Annotated in this window: 22 protein-coding genes; 16 read left to right on the top strand and 6 right to left on the bottom strand. The window is 72.1% G+C overall.

What is annotated here, in order from left to right; genetic code table 11:
• Nucleotides 1-146 precede the first annotated feature (146 nt).
• A complete protein-coding gene (locus AB0G28_RS08015) occupies nucleotides 147-1397 on the top strand; it encodes an FAD-binding protein (protein WP_361084483.1) in 1251 nt (416 codons plus the stop codon).
• Here AB0G28_RS08015 and AB0G28_RS08020 read toward each other — a convergent pair.
• Nucleotides 1394-2377, bottom strand: a complete 984-nt coding sequence (locus AB0G28_RS08020) for a LacI family DNA-binding transcriptional regulator (RefSeq protein WP_361084486.1) — start codon at nucleotides 2375-2377, stop codon at nucleotides 1394-1396. The two genes, AB0G28_RS08015 and AB0G28_RS08020, sit on opposite strands and share 4 nt — an antisense overlap.
• Before the next feature lie 281 nt (nucleotides 2378-2658).
• On the opposite strand from AB0G28_RS08020, the gene AB0G28_RS08025 reads away from it, so the two are divergent.
• The 12 genes from AB0G28_RS08025 to AB0G28_RS08080 all read left to right on the top strand — a co-directional run bounded on the left by AB0G28_RS08025 (nucleotide 2659) and on the right by AB0G28_RS08080 (nucleotide 15516).
• Nucleotides 2659-3846: a Gfo/Idh/MocA family oxidoreductase gene (locus AB0G28_RS08025; protein WP_361084489.1), complete on the top strand. Its 1188-nt coding sequence runs from the start codon at nucleotides 2659-2661 to the stop codon at nucleotides 3844-3846.
• A gap of 225 nt (nucleotides 3847-4071) precedes the next feature.
• Complete coding sequence (locus AB0G28_RS08030; RefSeq protein ID WP_361084492.1) at nucleotides 4072-5352, top strand: extracellular solute-binding protein; 1281 nt, start codon at nucleotides 4072-4074, stop codon at nucleotides 5350-5352.
• A 3-nt stretch (nucleotides 5353-5355) separates the two neighbouring features.
• Nucleotides 5356-6327: a sugar ABC transporter permease gene (locus AB0G28_RS08035; RefSeq protein ID WP_361084495.1), complete on the top strand. Its 972-nt coding sequence runs from the start codon at nucleotides 5356-5358 to the stop codon at nucleotides 6325-6327.
• Entirely contained in the window at nucleotides 6324-7169 is an 846-nt protein-coding gene (locus AB0G28_RS08040; RefSeq protein ID WP_361084498.1) for a carbohydrate ABC transporter permease, read from the top strand. Before AB0G28_RS08035 ends, AB0G28_RS08040 begins: the two co-directional genes overlap by 4 nt.
• 4 nt (nucleotides 7170-7173) lie before the next feature.
• The gene (locus tag AB0G28_RS08045; RefSeq protein WP_361084501.1) at nucleotides 7174-7731 is read left to right on the top strand and encodes a DUF624 domain-containing protein; all 558 of its coding nucleotides are present in this window, start codon (nucleotides 7174-7176) and stop codon (nucleotides 7729-7731) included.
• The gene (locus AB0G28_RS08050; RefSeq protein WP_361084504.1) at nucleotides 7728-8852 is read left to right on the top strand and encodes a Gfo/Idh/MocA family oxidoreductase; all 1125 of its coding nucleotides are present in this window, start codon (nucleotides 7728-7730) and stop codon (nucleotides 8850-8852) included. Before AB0G28_RS08045 ends, AB0G28_RS08050 begins: the two co-directional genes overlap by 4 nt.
• Nucleotides 8853-8865: 13 nt before the next feature.
• Nucleotides 8866-10092, top strand: a complete 1227-nt coding sequence (locus AB0G28_RS08055; protein WP_361084507.1) for a Gfo/Idh/MocA family oxidoreductase — start codon at nucleotides 8866-8868, stop codon at nucleotides 10090-10092.
• Nucleotides 10089-11048, top strand: a complete 960-nt coding sequence (locus AB0G28_RS08060) for a PmoA family protein (protein ID WP_361084510.1) — start codon at nucleotides 10089-10091, stop codon at nucleotides 11046-11048. The genes AB0G28_RS08055 and AB0G28_RS08060 overlap by 4 nt, the downstream gene beginning before the upstream one ends.
• Before the next feature lie 10 nt (nucleotides 11049-11058).
• The gene (locus tag AB0G28_RS08065) at nucleotides 11059-12342 is read left to right on the top strand and encodes a pectate lyase (RefSeq protein ID WP_361084512.1); all 1284 of its coding nucleotides are present in this window, start codon (nucleotides 11059-11061) and stop codon (nucleotides 12340-12342) included.
• Nucleotides 12343-12537: 195 nt separating this feature from the next.
• The gene (locus tag AB0G28_RS08070) at nucleotides 12538-13323 is read left to right on the top strand and encodes a pectate lyase (RefSeq protein ID WP_361084514.1); all 786 of its coding nucleotides are present in this window, start codon (nucleotides 12538-12540) and stop codon (nucleotides 13321-13323) included.
• A gap of 65 nt (nucleotides 13324-13388) precedes the next feature.
• Nucleotides 13389-14411: a pectinesterase family protein gene (locus AB0G28_RS08075; RefSeq protein WP_361084517.1), complete on the top strand. Its 1023-nt coding sequence runs from the start codon at nucleotides 13389-13391 to the stop codon at nucleotides 14409-14411.
• Nucleotides 14412-14529: 118 nt separating this feature from the next.
• Nucleotides 14530-15516 carry an arabinan endo-1,5-alpha-L-arabinosidase gene (locus AB0G28_RS08080; RefSeq protein ID WP_361084520.1) on the top strand — a complete coding sequence of 329 codons (987 nt, stop codon included), beginning with the start codon at nucleotides 14530-14532 and terminating at the stop codon, nucleotides 15514-15516.
• A 14-nt stretch (nucleotides 15517-15530) separates the two neighbouring features.
• On the opposite strand, the gene AB0G28_RS08085 is transcribed toward AB0G28_RS08080, so the two are convergent.
• The gene (locus AB0G28_RS08085) at nucleotides 15531-16727 is read right to left on the bottom strand and encodes an amidohydrolase (RefSeq protein ID WP_361084522.1); all 1197 of its coding nucleotides are present in this window, start codon (nucleotides 16725-16727) and stop codon (nucleotides 15531-15533) included.
• A 133-nt stretch (nucleotides 16728-16860) separates the two neighbouring features.
• Here AB0G28_RS08085 and AB0G28_RS08090 point away from each other — a divergent pair, with 133 nt between their 5' ends.
• Nucleotides 16861-17229 (top strand): STAS domain-containing protein, encoded by a 369-nt coding sequence (locus AB0G28_RS08090; protein WP_361084525.1) that lies wholly within the window; start codon nucleotides 16861-16863, stop codon nucleotides 17227-17229.
• A 78-nt stretch (nucleotides 17230-17307) separates the two neighbouring features.
• Here AB0G28_RS08090 and AB0G28_RS08095 read toward each other — a convergent pair whose 3' ends face one another.
• Nucleotides 17308-19425, bottom strand: a complete 2118-nt coding sequence (locus tag AB0G28_RS08095) for an AfsR/SARP family transcriptional regulator (RefSeq protein ID WP_361084528.1) — start codon at nucleotides 19423-19425, stop codon at nucleotides 17308-17310.
• A gap of 189 nt (nucleotides 19426-19614) precedes the next feature.
• Between AB0G28_RS08095 and AB0G28_RS08100 the strand changes: the two genes are divergently transcribed.
• Nucleotides 19615-20040, top strand: coding sequence for a DUF6294 family protein (locus tag AB0G28_RS08100; protein ID WP_361084531.1), 426 nt, complete (start codon nucleotides 19615-19617; stop codon nucleotides 20038-20040).
• A 3-nt stretch (nucleotides 20041-20043) separates the two neighbouring features.
• Here AB0G28_RS08100 and AB0G28_RS08105 read toward each other — a convergent pair whose 3' ends face one another.
• A complete protein-coding gene (locus tag AB0G28_RS08105; protein WP_361084534.1) occupies nucleotides 20044-20391 on the bottom strand; it encodes a cytoplasmic protein in 348 nt (115 codons plus the stop codon).
• Between the two features lie 37 nt (nucleotides 20392-20428).
• On the opposite strand from AB0G28_RS08105, the gene AB0G28_RS08110 reads away from it, so the two are divergent.
• A complete protein-coding gene (locus tag AB0G28_RS08110; protein WP_361084537.1) occupies nucleotides 20429-21025 on the top strand; it encodes a TetR/AcrR family transcriptional regulator in 597 nt (198 codons plus the stop codon).
• Nucleotides 21026-21105: 80 nt separating this feature from the next.
• On the opposite strand, the gene AB0G28_RS08115 is transcribed toward AB0G28_RS08110, so the two are convergent.
• Together AB0G28_RS08115 and AB0G28_RS08120 are read right to left on the bottom strand one after the other, a co-directional pair.
• Entirely contained in the window at nucleotides 21106-21522 is a 417-nt protein-coding gene (locus AB0G28_RS08115; protein WP_361084540.1) for a hypothetical protein, read from the bottom strand.
• A 64-nt stretch (nucleotides 21523-21586) separates the two neighbouring features.
• Nucleotides 21587-22450, bottom strand: coding sequence for a universal stress protein (locus AB0G28_RS08120; protein ID WP_361084543.1), 864 nt, complete (start codon nucleotides 22448-22450; stop codon nucleotides 21587-21589).
• Nucleotides 22451-22529: the final 79 nt, after the last annotated feature.

A 22529-nucleotide genomic window follows, 5' to 3' on the forward strand; every position in this document is an offset into this window, starting at 1 on the left:
CGCCCACGACCCGAAGGCCACCACGTCCGCCGTGGTGGCCTTCGGTGCGTTGTCCTTTGTGGACGAACTGCCCGCCGACCTTGCCGCCGGGCCGGGACTTCGGCCGCGTAGGGTCGGCGGGGGAAGATCCGGCACGGGGAAGGACGATGCGGGTGGGCGAGTCGAACTGGGCGGGGAACCACGCCTACGGCGCGGAGACGGTCCTGACCCCGCGCACCGTCGACGAGGTGCGGGAGGCCGTCGCCGCGGCGACCGGCGTCAAGGCGCTCGGCAGCAGGCACTGCTTCAACGACATCGCGGATTCGCCCGGTGGTGTCCTGCTGGACCTGAGCCGGCTCGACACCCCGGTCGAGATCCACGACGGGACGGTGACCGTCGGCGGGTCCGCCCGGTATGGCGACTTCGCCGGCCGGCTGCACGCCGCCGGGTACGCCCTGCCGAACCTCGCCTCACTGCCGCACATCACCGTGGCCGGCAGCATCGCCACCGGCACCCACGGCTCCGGGCGGCGGCAACCGGGGCTCGCCTCGGCCGTCTCGGCGATCGAGCTGGTCACCGCCGACGGCGGGCTGCGGACGTTCACCCGTGAGGACCGCGAATTCCCCGGGCTGGCCGTCGGCCTCGGCGCGTTCGGCGTCGTCACCCGGCTGACGCTGGACCTGGTGCCCGCGTTCGACGTGCGCCAGGACGTGTTCGACGACCTGCCGTGGGACGCCGCGTACCGCCACTTCGACGAAATCGAAGACGCCGGCTACAGCGTCAGCCTGTTCACGAACTGGGCGAACGACGCGATCGACCAGGTGTGGGTCAAGAGCCGTACCGACGCCTGCACCGACCGGCCCGGGCTCTTCGGGGCGGTGCCCGCCGACGGGCCCCGCCACCCCGCGCACGCGGCCGGCATCCCGGCGGACAACTGCACCCCGCAGCAAGGCGTGCCAGGCCCGTGGCACGAGCGGCTCCCGCACTTCGCGCTGGCGTTCACCCCGAGCGTCGGGGACGAGCTGCAGTCGGAGTACTTCGTGCCGTACCGGCACGCGGTGGCCGCGATCCAGGCGGTCCGCCAGATCGGCGACCTCGTCGCGCCGCTGCTGCTGGTGTCCGAGATCCGCGCGATCGCGGGCGACGAGGCCTGGCTGAGCCCGTGCCACGGCGGCGACCGGGTGGCGCTGCACTTCACCTGGCAACCGCGGCAGGCCGACGTCGAAGCGGTGCTGCCGGTGATCGAGGAGCGCCTGGCCCCGTTCGGCGCGCGCCCGCACTGGGGCAAGCTCTTCCACGGCGGCGGGCTGGCCGCCCGGTACCCGCGGATGGCCGACTTCCGCGCGCTGGCAGCGGAACTCGACGGCGGAGGCAAGTTCCGCAACCCGTTCCTGAACCGTCACATCTTCAGCGGCTAGCCCGCCGGCGGGGCCGTCGTCGCGCGGACGATCAGGTAGGTGTCCAGCACCTGCGTCGTGTGCGCGTCGGCTTCGCCGTCGAGCAGGCCGAGCAGGATGGTGACCGCCGCCCGGCCCGCCGCCTCCGTCGGCATCGCGATCGTCGTCAGCGGCGGCGCGGAGATCGCGGCGAAGACGAGGTCGTCGAAACCCACCAGGCTGATCTCGTCCGGCACCGGCACGCCACGGGCGTTCAGCCGCGCCAGCGCGCCGAAGGCGACCAGGTCGTTGTAGGCGACGATCGCCGTCACGTCCGCCGCCAGCGCGAGGTCCGCGCCCTGCAGCCCGCCCTCGAACACCGGCGGGAACGGGCCGAACTCGACGACGTCCGTGCCGTGCCGTTCGGCGGCCTCCGTCAGGCCCTGCCGGCGGGCCAGGTTCGCCCACGACGTCCGCGGCCCGCCGAGGTAGGCGCAGCGGCGGTGGCCGAGCGCGGCCAGGTGCTGGACCGCCTGCCGCATCCCGTCCGCGGCGTCCATCACGATCGACGGGATCCCGGGCACCTCGCGGTTGAGCAGCACCAGGGTGGTCTGCCCGGCGAGCGCGCGCAGCTGCTCGTCGGTCATGCTCGGGCTGCACAGCACGACGCCGTCGACCTGCTTGGCCATCCGGCGGACGAGGTTCTGCTCGGTGGCCGGGTCTTCGTCGCTGTTGGCGAACAGCACCGCGATGTCGTCCTGGCGCGCGCGGGCCTGGACGCCGTTGAGCACCCCGGTGAAGAACGGGTTGCCCAGGTCCGAAACCACGATGCCGATGTGCCCGGTGCGGACCGAAGGCACCGGCTGGGCCGCGCCGGCGGCGTGGTAACCCAGCTCGGTCGCCGCGGCCAGCACCCGGGTGCGGGTCTGCTGCCGGACCAGATCCGGGGACGTGAACGCCCGCGACACCGTCGAGATCGACACGTTGGCCCGGCGGGCGACGTCGTGAATGGTCACGCTCACGGCTACTCCTCCGCAGGGTCCTGCAACATCATGAGAACGCCCGGCAGCGTTGTCAACAACGGAAAATCCTGAAAACCCTCTGAAAAGTCGTTTCCAGTAAGCGCTCTCTCGAATCGACGTCCGCCATTCGGAGCAAAGCATCTTCGACGAATTCGATTGCGCTGTCCCGGATATTGACACCTTTGTCGCGCACGCCCTACCGTGACGGCCGGAAGTTTCTCCCGAACTCCTGACCCATTCGTCAGTTGCGCGCGGCCCCGGCGGCCGCCGATCGGAGATCCATGTCGGGGAGCAGGAGCCGCACCGTCGCGGAGCCGCCGAGGCTGGCCGTCGTCGGCACGTCCGGGTACGCCTTCAGCTACCTGCACCGCGCCCGCATCCTGCACGACGAGGGCCTGGTTTCCTTCGTGGGCATGGCCGACATCCGGCCGCCCTCCGCCGCCGCGATCGCCCTGCTGCCGGAAGGCGGCACGGCGCACGTCGGCGTCGACGACCTGCTTCGCCGGTGCCGCCCCGACATCACGGTGGTCGCGACGCCGCCGCACGCCCACGTCCAGGTCGGCGGCGCGGTGCTGCGCGCCGGCAGCGACCTGCTGCTGGAGACTCCGCCGGTCCTCGACCTCGACGGCTTCACCACGCTGTCCCGGCTCGCCGCGGAGACCGGATCGGCCTGCCAGACCGGGTTCCAGAGCTTCGGCTCCCCGGCACTGCCCGTCCTGCGCGCGGCCATCGCCGAGGGAAGACTCGGCGAGATCGCCGGCGTCGGTGCCGCCGGCGCCTGGATCCGCACCGACGCCTACTACCGCCGCAACCCCTGGGCGGGCCGCCGGTGGCTCGACGGCGAGGCGGTCGTCGACGGCGCCCTGACCAACCCGTTCTCCCACGCCGTGGCCACCGCCCTGCTCGTCGGCGGGGTCGCCGGACGCGACCCGGCCGAGATCGCGCTCGAGCTCTACGGCACGCGCGACATCGAGGCCGACGACACGGCGTGCCTGCGCATCCGGTTCGGCGACGGGCCGGAGATCGTCGTCGCCGCGTCCTTGTGCGCCGAGCAGGACCACGAGCCCTACGTCGTGGTGCACGGCGCCGAGGGACGGGCGAAGTTCTGGTACAAGAGCCACCGCCTCGAGATCGACGACGAGCGGGTCCACCTCGGCGAACCGGCCGACCTGCTGCGCAACCTGATCGCCCACCACCTCGACCCGGCCGGGGTGCCGCTGCTCGCCCCCCTGGACGACACCCGGGCGTTCGCGTCGGTGGTCGAGGCGGTGCGCGACGCGCCGTCGCCGTCGCGGATCCCGGCGGGCTGGATCCGCTCGGTCGGCGAAGGGGCGAGCCGGCACCCGGTGGTGCGGGGGATCGGCGAAGAGGTCGCCGTCGCCGCCGATCGGCTGGCGTTGTTCTCCGAACTCGGCGTCCCGTGGGCGAGCGCGTCGCCGCGGCACGGCACCGCCGAACGCACCGGATAGCTCGCACCGGTGCTCCCCGCGCTGACGGCCCGGATCTCGTCCCGGTTGCTGTAAGCGCTTTCTCAACGTGCCCGCCGAATGTCGGAACCGTTGCTGCACAAGGGTTATTGCGCCCGTTTGCCCGTTGACACCGGTGTGACGCACTGCCTACCGTGAGCGCGCTGACAGCGTTTTCAGAAAAGTGCTGACCGGCTGAGGACGGAGAGTTCGATGGGGCGGACAACTGTGCGTAGGACCAGGCGGGGTGTCGCCGCGCTGGCCGTGGTGGTCCCGTTGCTGCTGACGGGGGTGGCCGCCTGCGGCTCGGACTCCGCCGGCGGCGGCGACGTGACCATCAATTTCGTCTGGTGGGGCAGTGAAGGGCGGGCGAGCCTGACGAAGAAGGCCGTCGAGCTCTTCCAGCAGAAGAACCCGAAGATCAAGGTGCAGACGTCGTTCTCGGCGTATGCGGCCTACTGGGAGAAGCTGGCGACGCAGACGGCCGGCGGGAAGCCGCCGGACGTGCTCAACGTCGACAGCCGCTACCTGGCCGAGTACGGCGGCCGCAACGTCCTGGCCGACCTGAACTCCGGCGCGGGCAAGACGATCTCGCTGGCCGACGTCAACCCCGAGCTCGCGGCCACCGGCGTGTACCAGGGCAAGCGGTACGCCGTGCCGTGGGCGCAGAACACGCCGGCGATGATCTACGACCCCGCCGCGTTCACCGCGGCCGGGGCGGACCCGGCGAAGGGCCTGACCTGGGACCAGTTCGCCGAGGCGACCCGGAAGGTCAGCGCCGCCAACGGGTTCTCCACGCGCGGGGCGACCGACTTCGGCATCCTCGACACGACCCTGGAGATCTGGCTGCGCCAGCAGGGCAAGCAGTTCTACACCGCCGAGGGCAAGCTCGGGTTCACCGCCGACGACCTGCGCGGCTACTGGCAGCTGGCGAGCAAGTTCCGCGACGACAAGGGTGCCTCGCCCGCGGACGTCACGGCGTCCTACAACACCTCGCCCGAGCAGTCCCCGCTCGGCAAGAAGCTGACCAGCTCGGAGTTCGCCTACGACAACCTGCTGCCAGCGTACCAGAAGGCGAACGGCAAGCCGCTGAACGTGGCGCCGTACCCCTCGGGGGCCAACGGCGAGACCGGGCAGTACCGGCGGCCGGCGATGTTCCTCTCGGTCTCGGCGCGCAGCCAGCAGCAGGAGGCGGCCGCGAAGCTCGTCGACTTCCTGATCAACGACCCGGAGGTCGGCAAGATCGTCGGCACCGACCGCGGGCTCGCGCCCAACCTCAAGGTCCGCGCGCAGCTGGCGGCAAGCGCGAAGGGCAACGACAAGATCCTTTACGACTACGAAGCCGCTCTCGAGCCGAAGCTCGGGGCCGCGCCGCCGGTGCCGCCGAAGGGCGCCGGCGCGATCCAGAAGCTCCTCCAGCGCACGTACGAAGAGGTCGCGTTCGGCCGGATGAGCATCGACGACGCGGTGAACCGGTTCATGTCCGAAGCCCAGAAGGGACTTTCGTAGCCGATGACGACCCTGCGCACCCCGGACCCGCCGGTCGCCGCGCGCGTCCGGCGGCCCGACCGGCCCGCCGGGCGCCGCCGCAAGAGCCAGCCGGAGGCCTTCGCGTTCCTCACCCCGTGGCTGCTCGGCGCGGTGGCGCTGACCGTCGGGCCGATGGTCGTCTCGCTGTACCTGTCGTTCACCGACTACGACATGTTCACCTCGCCGAAGTGGGTCGGCTTCGGCAACTTCGCGCACATGTTCACCGCGGACGACCGCTACCTGCAGTCGGTGAAGGTCACGCTGATCTACGTCCTGGTCTCGGTGCCGCTGAAGCTCGCGGTGTCGCTGCTGGTGGCGATGCTGCTCAACACCCGCCGTGGCGCCAACGGCTTCTACCGGGCGGCGTTCTACGCGCCGTCGCTGCTCGGCGCGAGCGTCGCGGCGGCGCTGGTGTGGCGGGCGCTGTTCATGGGCGGCGGCCCGGTGAACGAGGTGCTGGCGTTCTTCGGCTGGCACACGCCGAGCTGGGTCGACGACCCGCAGTTCAGCCTCGCCTCGATCGTGCTGCTCGGGGTGTGGCAGTTCGGCGCGCCGATGGTGATCTTCCTGGCCGGGCTCAAGCAGATCCCGGCGGAGCTGCACGAGGCGGCCGCGATCGACGGCGCGGGCGCGTTCCGCCGGTTCCGCCACATCACGCTGCCGATGCTGTCTCCGGTGATCTTCTTCAACCTGGTGATGGAGGCGATCCACGCGTTCCAGGCGTTCACCCCGGCGTTCGTCATCGGTGGCGGCCGCGGCGGCCCGGCCGACGCGGACCTGTTCTACACGCTCTACCTGTTCGAGGTCGGCTTCCAGGACTTCAAGATGGGCTACGCGTCCGCGATGGCGTGGGTGCTGCTGGCGGTGATCGCGATCGTCACGGCGATCGTGTTCCGGACGGCGAAGCTGTGGGTGTTCTACGACGACGTAGAAAGCACAGGGGATACCAAATGACCGTATTGCCCCGCACGGCCCGCTCGTTCGGCTGGCACGTGCTGTGTCTCGTCATCGTCGCCGTGGTGCTGTATCCATTGGTGTGGCTGGCGTTCGCGTCGGTCAAGCCGCCGGACGAGATCCTCTCGCGGCTGTCGCTGCTGCCGACGCGGTTCGTTTTCGACGGCTACACGAAGGGCTGGGAGGGAGCGGCGGACGTCGGGTTCGGTCGGTTCTTCCTCAACTCGTTCCTGGTGGCCGGCCTGTCGGTGGCGGCGAACGTGCTGTCGTGCTCGCTGGCCGCGTTCGCCTTCGCCCGGCTGAAGTTCCGGTTCCGCGGCGCGCTGTTCGCGTTCATGATCACGACGTTGATGCTGCCCTACCACGTCACGCTCATCCCGCAGTACGTGATCTTCCAGCAGGCCGGGCTGGTCAACACGTTCGTCCCCCTGATCCTGCCGAAGCTGCTCGCGACGGAGGCGTTCTTCGTGTTCCTCATCGTCCAGTTCATGCGAGGAATCCCGCGCGAGCTCGACGAAGCGGCGATCATCGACGGCTGTTCGGTGTACCGCACGTTCTGGCACGTGGTGCTGCCGCTGTCGAAACCGGCGCTGGTGACGACGTCGATCTTCACGTTCATCTGGACGTGGAACGACTTCTTCACGCAGATGGTGTACCTGAACGACACGGAGAAGTTCACGGTGCCGCTCGGCCTGCGGCTGTTCGTGGACACCAGCAGCGAGTCGAACTTCGGCGCGATGTTCGCGATGTCGGCGCTCGCGCTGGTCCCGATCGTGCTGTTCTTCCTCGCCTTCCAGCGCCTGCTGGTCGAAGGCGTCAGCACCAGCGGCCTGAAGGGGTGAAGCGATGCGGACCCAGTGGCGAACCGGGCTCGGTGACTTCTCGGACTGCCTGCTGGCGGGATTGCTGGTCGCGCTGGCGTCGGTGCCGGTGGTGACGGCGGCGCCGGCGTTCGTGGCGGGCTGCCGGGTCCTCGACCGCACCCGGCGGGACGTCGGCGGTCCACTGTGGACGACGTTCTGGGCGGACTTCCGCGAGGTCGCGCGGGGTGGGGTGCTCTTCGGGCTGGGGTGCCTCGCGGCGGTGGTGCTCTTCGCGGTGGACCTGGAGGTGGTGGCTTCGATGCCGGGTTCCAGCGTGCTGCGGCCGGCGTTGTGGGTGCTGGCCGTGGCGGGTGTGGTGGTGGCGGTGCGGACTTGCGAGCTTGTCGCCACCGGCAACCCGGTCTGGCGCCAGGCGTTCGTGACCGCGGCACGGGAGACCGCCGCCGACCCCAAAAACGCCCTGCTCCTGGCCGTCGCCGCCGGAATCGCCGTCCTGCTCGTCTGGATGCTGCCGATCCTGGCACTCGTGGTGGCCGGCCCCCTCGCCCTGGCCGCGGTCGCGACCGGCGGCCGCCGATGACGCCGGAGGTGGTCGTCTTCGGCATGGCCGGCTACGCCGCCCAGCACCTGCGCCGCGCCCGCGCGCTGCACGACCGCGGCGAGATCCTCCTCGCCGGGGCGTGCGACATCCGCGAACCCTCCGAAGAAGCCCGCGCCCTGCTGCCGGAAAGAGCCGTGATCACCCGGGACGCGGCCGAACTGCTGGCCCGCACGACCCCGGACATCGCCGTGGTGGCGACCCCGCCGCACACCCACCTGCCCCTGGCGAAACTCGCCCTGACCGCCGGCTGTCACCTGCTCGTCGAGAAACCGCCGGTCCTCGACCTCGCGGCCTTCGCCGAACTCACCGGCCTGGCCCGCGGCCGCGCCTGCCAGACCGGCTTCCAGAGCTTCGGCTCGGCCGCCGTCCCCGTGGTGCGGGCGGCGATCGGCAACGGCGAGATCGGCACGGTCACCGGCGTCGCCGCCGCCGGTGCGTGGATCCGGCGGGACCGGTACTTCGCGCGGACCGGCTGGGCGGGCCGTCGCCGCGTCGGCGGGCAGCCGGTCGTCGACGGGGCGCTGACCAACCCGTTCGCCCACGCCGTGGCGACCGCCCTGCTGGTCAACGGCACCGCCGAAGTCCTGCCCGAGCGGACCGCCGTCGAGCTCTACCGGGCCCGGGACATCGAGTCGGACGACACCGCCTGCGCGCGGCTGAGCTTCGCCGGTGCCCCGGACGTCGTCGTCGCCGCGACACTGGCCGCCGAGGCCGACCACGAGCCATACGTGCTGGTCCACGGCACCGAAGGCCGGATCCGCTGGCACTACAAGACCGACGTGGTCACCATCCAAGACAGGCAACTCACGATCGAACCACCGCGGGATTTGCTGGCCAACCTCGTCGCGCACGTGCGCGACGGCGAGCCGCTGCTGGCCCCGCTGGCCGCGACCCGGGCCTTCACCGCGCTGGTGGAAGCGGTCCGCGACGCGCCCGAACCACTGCCCCTGCCCGCCGAATGGGTCCGGGCCGTGGACACCGGGCCCGACCGGCACTTCGTCGTGCCGGGCGTCGACCGCGACGTCGGCACCGCGGCCGACCGGCTCGCGCTCTTCTCCGAACTCGCCCTGCCCTGGACCGGCGCCGGTACGCGCGCCTGAAAAGAGAGAGGTGATGGCGGTGCGTCGCCACGCGATCGTCGGCCTGGGCTCCCGCGCCCAGCTGTTCGCCCGGGCCCTGGCCGCGTCGCCGCGGGCCGAGCTCGCGGCCTTCTGCGACCACAACGAGACCCGCATGCGGGTCCACAACGACTGGCTCGGCACGCGGATCCCCGGCTACCGGCCGGAGGACTTCGCCGCCATGCTGGCGAAGGAGCGCATCGACGTCGTCGTGGTGTGCACGCCGGACCACACGCACGCCGACTACGTCGTCGCCGCGCTGGAGGCGGGCTGCGACGTCGTCACCGAAAAGCCGATGACGACCGACGTCGACGGCGCGCGGCGCATCCTCGCCGCCCGGCGCGCGACCGGGGGATCGGTGCGGGTCGCCTTCAACTACCGGTACAACCCGGTGCACCGCCGGGTGCGCGAGCTCCTCGCCGCCGGCGCGATCGGGGAGATCGGCTCGGTCGAGTTCAGCTGGCTGCTCGACACCGCGCACGGCGCCGACTACTTCCGCCGCTGGCACCGGGACAAGGCGAACTCCGGCGGCCTGCTCGTGCACAAGTCCGGGCACCACTTCGACCTGGTCAACTGGTGGCTCGGCAGCGGACCCGAGACTGTCTTCGCGCTGGGCCGGCTGTTCTTCTACGGCGACAAGAACGGCCACCGCACGGCCGGCGACCGGTTCGCGCTGGACCTCGAAGCCTCACCCAGGCTGCGCGCGCTCTACCGCGACGCCGAACGGGAAGACGGTTACGTCCGGAACCAGGACGTGTTCGCGCCCGGCGTCACCATCGAAGACGACCTGTCGGTGCTCGTGCGCCACCGCGGCGGGGCGGTGCTGAACTACCACCTGCACGCGTATTCGCCGCGGGAGGGCTACCGCGTCGCGTTCTCCGGCAGCGAAGGACGGCTGGAGCTGGACGTCCGGGAGAACGAGTACGCGTCCGGCGCCGAGCCGGTGCCCGAGCCTGGCCGGGCCCGGCTGACCCTGCAGCGGCTCTGGGAGCCCGCCGAAGTCGTGCTCGACCAGACCCTCGGGGAAGGGCACGGCGGCGGCGACGAACGGATGCTCGCGGAGCTGCTCGGCGACGCCGAACCGGACCCCGTCGGCTGCGCGGCCGACCACGAGGCCGGCCTGCAGGCCCTGCTCACCGGGCTGGCCGCCAACCGGTCCCTGGAAACCGGCCGGTCGGTGTCCGTCGGAGAACTGCTGGGGGAGATCGGGGAACCGGCGTGAGCCGGGCCGCGGTCGGGGACGGCACGCTGGAGCTGGCCGAGGCCGACGACGGCCGCGTGCGGGTCCGCTTCGGCGACGTCGTCCTGGCCGAGTACGTCGTCGAGCCGCCCACGCCGGCCGGGGATTCGCCGAAGCCGTACCTGCACCCGCTGCGCACCACCGCGGGGGAGACCGTGACGGCGGTCCGGCCCTACGACCACACCTGGCACAACGGCCTGCAGTTCACCATGGCCCACCTGTCCGGCGAGAACTCCGCCGCACCCGAGAACTTCTGGGGCGGCCGCACCTACGTGCGCGGCCGCGGCTACACCCCGCTCGACAACAACGGCACGATCGGCCACGTCCGCTGGGAGGGCGTCGTCCGCACGGCGGGCCACTGCGAGCTGCGGCACGAGCTGGCCTGGCGCACCGCGGCCGGGCAGCGCTGGCTCACCGAGCACCGCACGCTGCGCTTCGGCGACGTCTCGGCCGCCGACGGCCGCTGGACGCTGACCTGGTCCAGCCGCCTGCGCAACACCAGCGGCCGCCGGCTGCGCTGGGGGAGCCCTGTCACCGAAGGCCGTGACACCGCGGGCTACGGCGGGCTGTTCTGGCGCGGGCCGCGCTCGTTCGTCGGCGGCACGGTCCGCACCCCGGACGACCGGACCGCGGCCGACGCGATGGGGCACCGCGCGCCGTGGCTCGCCTTCACCGGACGGCACGACGAAAGCCTGCGGACCTCGACGCTGCTGTTCGCCGACAGCCCGGCGAACGCGGCCTTCCCGACGGCCTGGTACGTCCGGGCCGAGCCGTTCCCGGTCGTCAGCTTCGCCGCGACCTACCACCGGCCGTGGCTGCTCGAACCGGACGAGGAGCTGACGCTCACCCACCACGTCGTCGTCATCGACGGCGCCCCGGACGCCGCCCGGCTCGGCCGGTACGCGGCGCGAGTGCTCGAGAGACAGGAAACCGACTAGAGGAGCCGACATGCGCTGGAAGGCTTTGGCGGGGTGCCTCACCCTGCTCGGACTGACGCTCACCGCAGCACCCGCCGAGGCCCACGGCCACGACCCCGGGCGGGTCGTGCTCGGCGCGCACGACGGCTGGGCCGCGGCGACCACCGGGACCACCGGCGGCTCGGCCGCCGCCCCCGGCGACGTGCGCACGGTGACCAAACGGTCGGAACTGGCCGCCGCCCTGGCGGCGAACCCCGGCGCGCCGAAGATCGTCTACGTCCGCGGCACGGTCGAAGGCAACGTCGACGCCGCGGACCGGCCGGTCGGCTGTGAAAGTTTCGCCGACCCGGCCTACAGCCTTCCGGCGTACCTGGCCGCGTACGATCCCGCGACCTGGGGGAGAGTGCCGCCCTCGGGCCCGCTGGAGGAAGCCCGCGCGCGGTCACAGGCGAACCAGGCCCGGCAGGTCGTGCTCGACGTCGGCCCGAACACGACGATCGTCGGGCTCGGCCCCGCCACGCTGCACGGGCTGACCCTGCGTGTCACCGGCGACAACGTGATCCTGCGGAACCTCCGCTTTTCCGACGCCCACGACTGCTTCCCCCAGTGGGACCCCCTGGATACCGCCGACGGCAACTGGAACTCCGAGTACGACAACCTCGACCTCGTCGGCGCCACCCACGTCTGGGTGGACCACGACGAGTTCAGCGACGGCGGGAACGACCAGCAGCCGACGTACTACGGCCGCAAGTACGAGGTCCACGACGGGCTGCTCGACATCGTCAACGGCTCGGACCTGGTCACGGTGTCCTACAACCGGCTGCGCGAGCACGACAAGACCATGCTGATCGGCAACACCGACAAGCCCACCTACGACGTCGGCAAGCTGCGCGTCACCTTGCACCACAACCTGTTCTCCGACATCGGGCAGCGCGCGCCGCGGGTGCGGTACGGCCAGGTGCACGTCTACGACAACCTGTACGTCGTAACGGATCCCGCCGACTACACGTATTCGCTGGGCGTGGGCGTGCAGTCGAAGATCTACGCGGAGAACAACTTCTTCCGGCTCCCGGCCGGGCTGCCGCTGGGGCAGCTGGTCCACTACTGGAAGGGCACGGTGCTGCACGCGACCGGGACGCTGGTGGCCCAGGGCGGCCAGTGGCCGCGTCCGGTCGACCTGCTGGCCGAATACAACGCGGCCAACGACCCGGATCTCGGCGCGGACGTCGGCTGGACACCCGGGTTCGTCGAACGCCTCGATCCCGCGTGGGCGGTCCCGGCGCTGGTGCTCGCCGCCGCCGGCCCCGGTCGCTGAAACCTTCGACAGTTTCGGCGTTTTCTGAAAACCGCCGCCGTCGGCGACCATCCGGGCGACATGCGTTCCGCTGCGGCGAACGACATTGACACACCGGAGGCCCCAACCCGAAACTCGGTGACGAGAAAGCGCTTTCACAACCCGGTCGGACGTTTCCCTCAGCGCCGATTGAAGCTCAAGACCAGGGAGTGACGAATGATTTCCCCAGCGATATCCCGTGTCCTCCGGATGGCCGCCGTCGCCGCGCTCGTGGTTTCGGCGGCGGTCGGCACCGGCGCGACCGCGTCGGCCGCCTCCTGGCCGAACCCGGGTACCAGCGTGCCGGTGCCGAAGACGATCAAGGTCACCAGCGGCACCTACGACGGCGGCCTCAAGCGGTTCTACGGCACCGGCGACCTCGGCACCGGCGGCCAGGACGAGAACCAGAGCCCGATCTTCGAGCTGGCAGGAGGCACCACGCTCAAGAACGTCGTCCTGGGCAACCCGGCCGCCGACGGCGTGCACTGCCTCGGCACCTGCACGCTGCTGAACGTCTGGTGGGAGGACGTCGGCGAGGACGCCGCGACCTTCAAGGGCACCTCCGACTCGCAGACGATGACCATCGACGGCGGCGGCGCGCGCAAGGCGTCGGACAAGGTGTTCCAGCACAACGGGCCGGGCACCATGTACATCCGCAACTTCCAGGTCAACGACTTCGGCAAGCTGTACCGCTCCTGCGGCAACTGCAAGACGCAGTACAAGCGCAACGTCGTCGTCGACAACGTCACCGCCACCGTGCCCGGCAAGGCGCTGGTCGGCATCAACACCAACTACGGCGACACCGCGAAGCTGACGAGGATCACCATCGTCGGCGACTCCAGCCGCAAGATCGAGCCCTGCCAGAAGTACAAGGGCGTGACCAGCGGCGAGCCGACGAAGACCGGCAGCGGCCCGGATTCGACGAACTGCCTCTACACCGCGGCCAACATCACCTACAAGTAACCGACCCGCGCCGGGGGTGGCGGCCGCCGTCCGGTACCCCCGGCGCGTTCCCCCGTGGAGGCGTCATGTTCAAGACCCTGCTCGTCGCGTCGGTGCTCGCGGGCGCGTCGCTGGCCGCTCCGCCGGCAGGCGCGGCGGCGGCGAACGTCGTCGTGGCGAAGGACGGCTCCGGCAACTACACGACCGTGCAGGCCGGGATCAACGCGGTTTCGGCGGGCGGCACGATCTCGATCAAACCCGGGACGTACCACGAGGTCGTCTCGGTGCCGTCGGGCAAGACCGGGATCACCATGCGCGGCACCACCGGGAAGGCCGCCGACGTCGTCATCGACTACGACAACGCCAGCGGGACCAAGAAACCCGACGGCTCGACGTACGGCACGTCGGGCAGCGCGACCGCGACGATCGCGGCCAGCGGGTTCACCGCGTCGGCGCTGACCTTCCGCAACTCCTTCGACCGCAACGCCCACCCGGAGATCAAGGACACCCAGGCGGTCGCGGTCAAGACCACCGGCGACAGGATGGTCTTCGACAACGTCACCTTCCTCGGGCACCAGGACACGCTCTACGCCGACACCGCGGCGGTGGGCACGGTCGGGCGCCAGTACTACCGCAACTGCTCGATCAGCGGGGACGTCGACTTCATCTTCGGCCGCGCCACCGCGGTGTTCGACCGGGCGGCGATCACCGCGCTCGACCGCGGTTCCAGCAGCAACAACGGTTTCCTGACCGCGGCCAGCACGCGGCGGTCGAACCCGTACGGCTTCCTGATCGTCGGCAGCCGGGTGCTCAGCTCGGCGGCCGGCGCGAGCTTCTACCTGGGCCGGCCGTGGCACCCCGGCGGAGACGTCGACGCCATCGCGCAGGTCGTGATCCGCGAGACCTCGCTGCCCGCGGCGATCAAGCAAGCGCCGTGGACCGACATGTCGGGCTTCTCGTGGAAGGACGCCCGGTTCTTCGAGTACCGCAACACGGGCCCGGGTGCGGGGACCGGCACCGACCGGCCGCAACTGCCCGCCGCGCAGGCCGCGAACTACACCGCGCAGCGCTATCTCGCCGGCGGCGACGGGTGGAACCCCGTGCACTGACGGACGTCGGGGCCGGCCGGGAACCCTCCGTCCGGCCCTTGACGGCGGCCCGCTGAACGCCCACCATTCAACGTCAATTGTTAGCGTTAACAGTCAACGTCGACCTCTAGGACACCGCATGCGCCTGCGCCGCCTCCCGGCCCTCGTCGCCGTCGCCGCCGCTCTGCTGAGCGCCCCCGCCGCGCAGGCGGCGACCTACCCCGATCCCGGTTACGTCACCGGGGACATCGAGGCGGTGCACGACCCGTCGATGATCCGCGCGGCGGACGGCAGCTACCTGCTCTACTCCACCGACCAGTACCTGCAGATCCGCCGCTCGACCGACCGGATCCACTTCACGAAGATCGGCTCGGTCTGGCCGAACGGCGCGCCGTGGACCGCGCCCTTCACCGACCCGGCCAAGCCGGAGTACCTGTGGGCGCCGGACATCTCGTTCCACAACGGCAAGTACTACCTGTACTACGCGGCTTCGTCGCTCGGTTCCCGCAACTCGGCGATCTTCCTCGCCACGAGCACGACCGGCCTGCCGGGCAGCTGGACGAACCAGGGCATCGTCGTGCGGACCAGCACGAGCAACGACTACAACGCGATCGACCCGAACCTGTTCGTCGACTCCTCGGGCCGCTGGTGGCTCAGCTTCGGCTCGTGGTGGACCGGCATCAAGATGATCCGGCTCGACCCGGCGACCGGCAAGCGCAGCACGACCGACACCGCGCTGCGGAGCATCGCGCAGCGCACCGGCAGCACCACGGCGGAAGAAGCGCCGTACATCATCCAGCACGGCGGCTACTACTACCTGTTCGTCTCGTGGGACCTGTGCTGCCAAGGCACGAAGAGCACCTACCGCGTGATGGTCGGCCGCTCGACGTCGATCACCGGCCCGTACACCGATCGCAACGGCGTCCGGATGACCGCCGGCGGCGGCACGCAGATCCTGGCGAGCCACGGCGCGGTCCACGGCCCCGGCCACGTGGCCGTGCTGCACGACACCGACGCCGACGTGCTGATCTACCACTACTACTACTCGGACGCGACGCCGCTGACGGGCAAGCTCGGCATCAACCTCATCGGCTACGACAGCGCCGGCTGGCCGTACGTCTACTAGCGTTGTATAACGGCCTATACGCTGCGGGTCCGGAGCGAGCCACTCCGGGCCACGACGTGACCGGCCTTGAGGACGAGGTCGCGCGGAGGCCGCGTCACGACCGCGTGGGCCGCGGTTTCCGCGTCGACCACCACGAGATCGGCGGGCGCGCCCTCGGTCAGGCCGTAGCCGTCGAGGCCGAGGGCCCGTGCCCCGCCGAAGGTGACCGCTTCCAGCGCGACCTCGATGTCCTCGTCGCGGCGGAAGGTGCTGCGGTAGGCCAGGTGCATGGCCCGCTCCAGGAGGTCGCCGCTGCCGTAGGGGCTCCACAGGTCGCGGATGTCGTCGTGGCCACAGGCGACGTTCGCCCCGGCGGCGCGCAGCTTCTTCACCGGCGGGACGGGGAAGTCGAAGATCGCGGCGGTCGTGATCGTGATGCCCGCGTCCGCCAGGCCCGCCGCGAGCCGATCCTGCGTCGCGGCGTCCGCCTGGGCGAGTGCGTAGGCGTGGCTGACCGTCACCCGCCCGGCCAGGCCGGCCGCCCGGGTCCGCTCGATGATCAGCTCCAGCTCGAACACGCCGAGCGAGCCCGGGTCGTGCAGGTGCAGGTCGATCCGGACGCCGTGGCGCTCGGCGAGGCCGAAGACGACGTCGAGGTGGCGGACCGGATCACGGTCCATCCCGGCCGGGTCGATCCCGCCGACCGCGCTCACCCCGAGCCCGATGGCCTCTTCCAGCAGGGCGGCCGTGCCGGGGTTGGCGAGGATGCCGCTCTGCGGGAAGGCGACCTGCTCGACGGTGATCCGCCCGGCCAGCCGCGCGGCGACGTCACGCACCACCTCGACACCGGTGAGCCCGATCCCCGCGTAGACGTCGGTGTGGGTCCGGACGTGAGTGGTCCCCGCGGCGGCCATGATTTCGAGCAACGCCGTCACGGCGGCCGGGTCGGGCAGGCCCAGCTCGGCGCGGTGCCGGCGTTCGTCGGCGATCCGGTCGGCCAGCGCGGGCCCGGCCGAGTGCGGCCGCCACGGCAGGCCGTAGAGCGTCTTGTCGAGGTGGCAATGGGCTTCGACCAGGCCCGGCAGGACGAGCCGGCCGCCGAGATCGATCACCTCGGCGTCGCCGGGATCGAGACCGGGGCCGAGCTTCGCGATGACGCCGTCGCGGATGAGCAGGTCGGCCGGGCCGCCGACGGTCCAGGGCCGGCCGTCGCACAGCAGAAGTCCGGGCATCGTCGCTCCTCTCCTCGACCCTCGAGCTTTTCAGCCCGGGACGGCGGAAGGGAAGAGCGCGGCGTTTCGAGCCCGGCACGGCGGGGTAGGAGTTGATCACCTGCAGCTGTCCCCGCGTGGAAGGAGCACTTCGATGAGCGCCCTCGACCTGTCCGCCCTGCTGCTCACGGCGTCGACCGTCCAGGCCCGGCCGGGAACGCTTCGGGTCACCGTCGCGGGCGAGATCGACATGGCCACGCGCCCCCGCCTCGACGAGGAGCTCGACCGGGCGGTGGCGGCCGCGCCGGAGCGGCTCGTCGTCGACCTGCTGGGCGTCGGCTTCTGCGGGGTGACGGGCGTGGCGTCCCTGGGCCGGCTGCGCGCCCGGTGCGCGGACGCCGGCATCGAGCTGGTGCTGAAGCCGTCCCGCGTCGTGCGGCGCGCGCTGGACCTCGCCGCGGTGGGCCCGCTGTTCCGGCTGGAAGACCGCGAAACCGGGCAGGAGCACCTCATCGCCCGGTGACCGACGGCGCGGTGTCGCTGCGGGTTTCGTCGGTGGCCGCGTTGTCACCGGGGCGCCGCGGCGGCGGGGAGCCGCACCTCATCGCCCGGTGATCGATGGCGCGGTGTAGCTACGGGCCTCCTCGTCGGCCGCGGCCAGTTCGCGGTCCGCGGCCGCGCTGTCGCCGGGGCCGCCACGGCGGTGCAGCGCCTCGGCGTGGCGGCGGCGGGAGAACACCACCGCCGGCCAGTGGCCGAGGGCGAGGTTGTGCCGGACGGCGGCCCGCAGGTGCGCCACGGCCCGGTCCGGGTCGCCGGCCGTCAGGGCCGTCGTGCCCAGCGGGTAGTGGACCGAACCGAAGCAGGCGATGCCCAGGCTCGCCATCGCGGGCAGCTGCGCGAACGGGCCCAGCAGCTCGTGGATCCGCGCCGCCGTGGCCCGGTCGTCCAGCAGGTACGCCGTTTCCGCGGCGCCGCACAGCGAAATCAGCCACGTGCTCGACCGGGGCAGCGTCCCCAGGTCGTCGCCGCACAGTCTCGCCAGCGCGCCCGCGGCCGTGCGGCGGTCCCCGGACGACGCGGCCGCCACGGCCAGTGCCGCGTAGTACGAGTTGTCGATCGGGCTCAGCGTGGGGGAGTGCATCAGCCCGTCCAGCACCGGAACCAGTTCTCCCAGCCGTCCCTGGAACCACCGGATCGCCACGAGCTGCGCGCCGTACCAGCCGAGCGCGTCGAAGTCGCCGGCCGCCTGCCCGAGTTCGGCGCACGCCTGCGCCCCGGTTTCGGCTTCGGCGAACCGGCCCGCGCGGATGGCCAGCATGACCCCGAGCGCGTCGGCCACGAACCCGGCCGCCAGGTGCTTCCGCTCGGACAGCAGGTCCTGGAGCTCGCCGAGCCGCCGTTCGGCGTGCGGATCCCCGGCCAGGAAGAGATCGACGGTGTCCCACAGCACGCCCATGACGAGGTCGGTCCGCCGTCCCGAACGGCCGCTCACCCCGACCAGCTCCGTCGCGAGCGCGCGCCGCGCCTGCGTGTGGTCCGGGCCGAGCAGGCAGTGGTGGGCCAGGCTCAGCGCTTCGGCGTGCGCGACCGGGTCGCCCGCCGCCCGCGTCCGCCCGGTCATCGCCAGGATCCGGTCGTGCGTGCCCTCTTCGTAGTCCAGTTCGGCCGCGAGCCGGGACTGGAGCCGGAGACCGAGCACGGACGCGGGATCCACCGCCTGCTGCGCGCACCGCAGGCGCGTCAGAAGCGACGCCGACGCGGCGGCTGTCCGGTGCTCGTGCACCCACACCCCGCCCAGGCCGAGGACCGCGCGGGCGAGCGCGTCGGTGTCCCCGGCCCGTTCGGCCCGGAGGTAGGCGGTTTCGAAGTGCTCCCGGCTCGTCCGGAGGTCGCCGTCTTCCAGCAGCGCGTGCTCGCCGGCGGCGAGCGCGTCGTCGGGGATGGTGACGACCGTCCTGGCGTGGGTCGCGAGCAGCCCCGCGTCGTGGGCGAGGACCTGCCGGTGCACCTGGGTCAGCAGCGGTGACGGTTCGACCCCGGACGCGGTGATCAGCCCGTGCCGGGCCCGGCGGAAGGCTTCGAGCGCGTCGCCCTGGCGCCCGGCCCGGTACAACGCCGTCATCAGCTGCGCCCACAGCCGCTCGTGCCCGGGGAACGCCGCCGTCAGCGCCTCCAGCTCCGCGACCAGCCCGGCATCTTCGCCGGTCGCGAGGTCGGCGTCGATCCGGTCCTGGACGGCGCTGTGACGCAGCCGGTCGAGCCGCATCCCCTCGGCCCGCAGGATTTCGACGTCGCCGAACTCCTCGTAGGCGCGCCCGCGCCACAGGCCCAACGCCGTGGCGAGGTGCTCGCGCGCCGCCGCGGGCTCCCCGGCGGCGAGGGCCCGGCGCCCCTCGGCGGCGAGCTGCTCGAACCGCGTGGCGTCGAGCGCCTGCGGCGTCACGTGCAGGACGTACCCCGGCGACCGGGTCAGGATCAGCCCGTGGTCCACCGTGCCGCGCAGCCGCGAGAGGTATGTCCGCACGGTCCGGTCGGCGTGCGCCGGCGGCCGCTCGCCCCAGAGCGCCCGGCCGAGCGCGGGCACGCTGACGACGTGACCCGCCTCCGCCACCAGCACCGCCAGCAGGGTCCGCAGGCGCGGCCCCCCGACGTCCCGCGGCTCGCCGTCGAGCCGCACTTCGAACGGTCCCAGCACCCCGAGGTCCACCCCGCCCATGCCCGCCCCTCCGCGCGCGGGTATCCCGCGCGCTCCGGCGTACAAGAGCGGCCCGCGCCGCGCGGGATACGTCCCACAGCAGGGTAATTCTCCGTCGATGAACTGTCGACGGACTGTCGACGGCCGCTGCGAAGGTCGGCTGGCGCGGACCGAGGGGTCCGCGGCCACCGGTTCTTCGGGAGGAAGTCCATGAAACGCATGATTCGGGGTCTCGCACCGGTTCTCGCCGCCGCGGCGGCGGGCACGGCGCTGCTGGCGGGTGCCCCGGCGGCCCAGGCCACCACGCTCGAGGTGAAGAGCGCGACCTGGGGCCAGTTGCACGTCGGCGACTGCCAGCAGGACAACGGAACCATCGTGATCCGGTCGGACGGCACGGGCGACTGGAGCGCGACGACGCTGACCTACCAGACGCACTCGGGCGACGTCTGGCACTCCAGCTTCGACTTCAAGACCACGGCCGGGACGCAGCTGTTCCACGCGGGCACGTTCGACAGCCCGCGGATGGACGACGGCAACCCGCCGCCGCGTTACCCGTGGAGCAAGCACTTCACCTACGACGCGGCGCTCTTCAGTGCTGTCAACATTTTCAAGACCATCCAGCACTCGAGCTGCTGAGGGTCACGGCCCGGCGGGACCCAGGGCGGTCCCGCCGGCGGCCCCGCCGGGCCGGGGCTCCTTCAGCTCGACGAACATCGCGTGCGTCGGCGTGCCGCCGACGTTCTCGCCCGAATGCTCCTGGGCCGCGACCCAGCGCACGGCGCCGGCGGGCATTTCGACGCCGACCTCGCGGCCCCCGGACCGGATGCGGCGGCTGAACGCGCTGAGCGTGACCATCACCGTGTCGGGGTGCCGGTGCGGCGCGGTGCGGTCGCCGGGCGTGTCCCGGTACTCCAGGACCCGCACCCGCTCGTTTTCGAAGACGACCCGGTACAGCTCCGGGTTCGTGTCGGCCGGGTCACCGGTCATGGCCGCCTCCTTCGTGGGACTTGAGTACCATGATGGCATGGAAGTCCCGTATGAGTCCACGGGCCGGCGTCGCCAGAAGGGGCGGACGCGGGCCGCACTGGTGGCGGCCGCCCACGAACTGCTCGCGCGAGGCGGGTCGCCGACGGTCGAAGACGCCGCCGAGGCGGCCGGGATCTCCCGCACCACCGCCTACCGCTACTTCCCCAACCAGCGCGCGCTGCTGCTCGCCGCGTACCCGGAGATCCAGGACGACGCGGGCCTGCTGCCCCCGGACGCGCCCGCCGATCCCGCCGCCCGCCTGGACCTGGTCATGCGGGCGTTCATCGCGTTCACGCTGCGCTGGGAGCCGCAGCTGCGCGCCCAGCTGCGGCTGTCGCTGGAGCCCGGCGCGGCGCGGCCGGTGCTGCGGCGCGGCCGGGCGATCCGCTGGATCGAGGAGGCGCTGGCCCCGCTCGCGGACACGCGTCCGGAGCTCGACGTCCACGGTCTCGCCGTCGCGATCCGGTCGGCGACCGGCATCGAGTCCCTGGTGTGGCTCACCGACATCGGCGGCCTCGACCGCGACCGGGCGGCCGAGGTACTGGCCGGCTCGGCGCGGGCCATCCTGCGCGCGGCCCTCGACCCGCCGGGCTGAGCCGTCGCGCGGACGTCTTGAACGACTCGTTCCTGTCGTCCGACGACAGGAACGAGTCGTTCAAGACATCGCGGGCCGCGTTACGGGAGCTGCACCGTCGCGACGCAGGAATTCACGCCGTTGTCGAAGGTCGTCGCCGCGGTGCCGAAGGACCGGATCGGCACGTCGGTGCCCGAGGGCATCGCGAAGGTGGTGCTCCCGGTCGTCGTCGACACCGAACGGGTGTAGACCGTGTGCACCGTCGTCCCGCTGCGGTAGGAGATCCGCAGCGCGATGGTGCCCGCCGAGTCGCCGATGTACGGCCCGGACGTCGTGATCCCGCCGATCAGGTGGTAGGAGGTGCCGGAAGCCTCGTACCGGAGGGTGAAACTGCCCCGGAAGTCGCCGTCCTGGCAGACGGCCGTCCGCTGGACGACCGTGGCCGCCTGTGCCGGAGCCACCAGGACCGTCGCGCCGGCCAGCAGCGCGGCCAGCCCGGCTCGTACCGCAGTCTTCATGGATGTCCTCCCTCTCGCTTTCCGCCCGTCATCCTGCCCGGTGCCGCTTCCGTTCCGCTTCCCTTCAGGCGGTCGTGCGCACCAGCAGGACCGGGCAGGCGGCGTGGTGCAGCAGGGCCTGGCCGGTGGAGCCGAGCAGCAGGCCGGGGAAGCCGCCGCGGCCGCGGTCGCCGAGGACGACGAGCTGGGCGCTGCCGCTGCGCTCGACGAGCTCCCGCCGCGGGTGGGCGTGGACCACGACCCGCTCGACTTCGACGTCACCGGTGTCGTGGGCCAGGACCCGCTCGCCGAGCAGCCGCTGCCCGGCCTCGGTGACGCACCGCGGGTCCGGGTGCGGCGGCGGGGTGTCCGCCCAGGCGTGCAGGACGACCAGCGGCGCCCGGCGCGCGCGGGCTTCGGTGAGGGCCGCGGCCAGGACCCGGGCGCCGGCCTCGCTGCCGTCGATACCGGTGACGACCGGGCGGCCGGCCGCGGCCGGTTCGTCCCAGCTGTCCCCGCGGACGACGACGGTGTCGCAGTGGGCGTGGGTGCCGACGGCGGCGGCGACCGAGCCGGCGAGCAGGCTGGTCAGCCTGCCGTGCCCCGCCGCCCCGACGACGAGCAGCGACGCGGTCCGCGACGCTTCGACCAGCGCCTGGGTCGCCCGGTCCGGATCCAGCCGGGTGACGGCGCCGGCAACGCCTTGCGCGGCGGCGAGCTCCCGCGCGGTCCTCAGCGCCCGGCGCCCCCGCGCGCGCAGGGCGTCCACCATCTCGTCCGGCGGCGGCACGACCCCGCCCGCGAGCAGCGCGGAGACGTCGAGGGCGTGGACGATCTCCAGCGGCGCCTCCCGCAGGCGCGCGGTCCGCGCGGCCCACCGGACGGCGTCGAGCGACTCGGCCGACCCGTCCACCCCGGTGACGATCGGCGGCGGAGTTCCCTCGGTCATCCCCAGCACTCTAGGCCCGTCCGGCGACGTCCGGGCCTGTTTCCCGTGCCGCGAGGGGCATCACGCGTGTCCAGAGGGG

Origin of the sequence: Amycolatopsis sp. NPDC021455 (genome assembly GCF_040640995.1) — a bacterium.
GTDB lineage: Bacteria > Actinomycetota > Actinomycetes > Mycobacteriales > Pseudonocardiaceae > Amycolatopsis.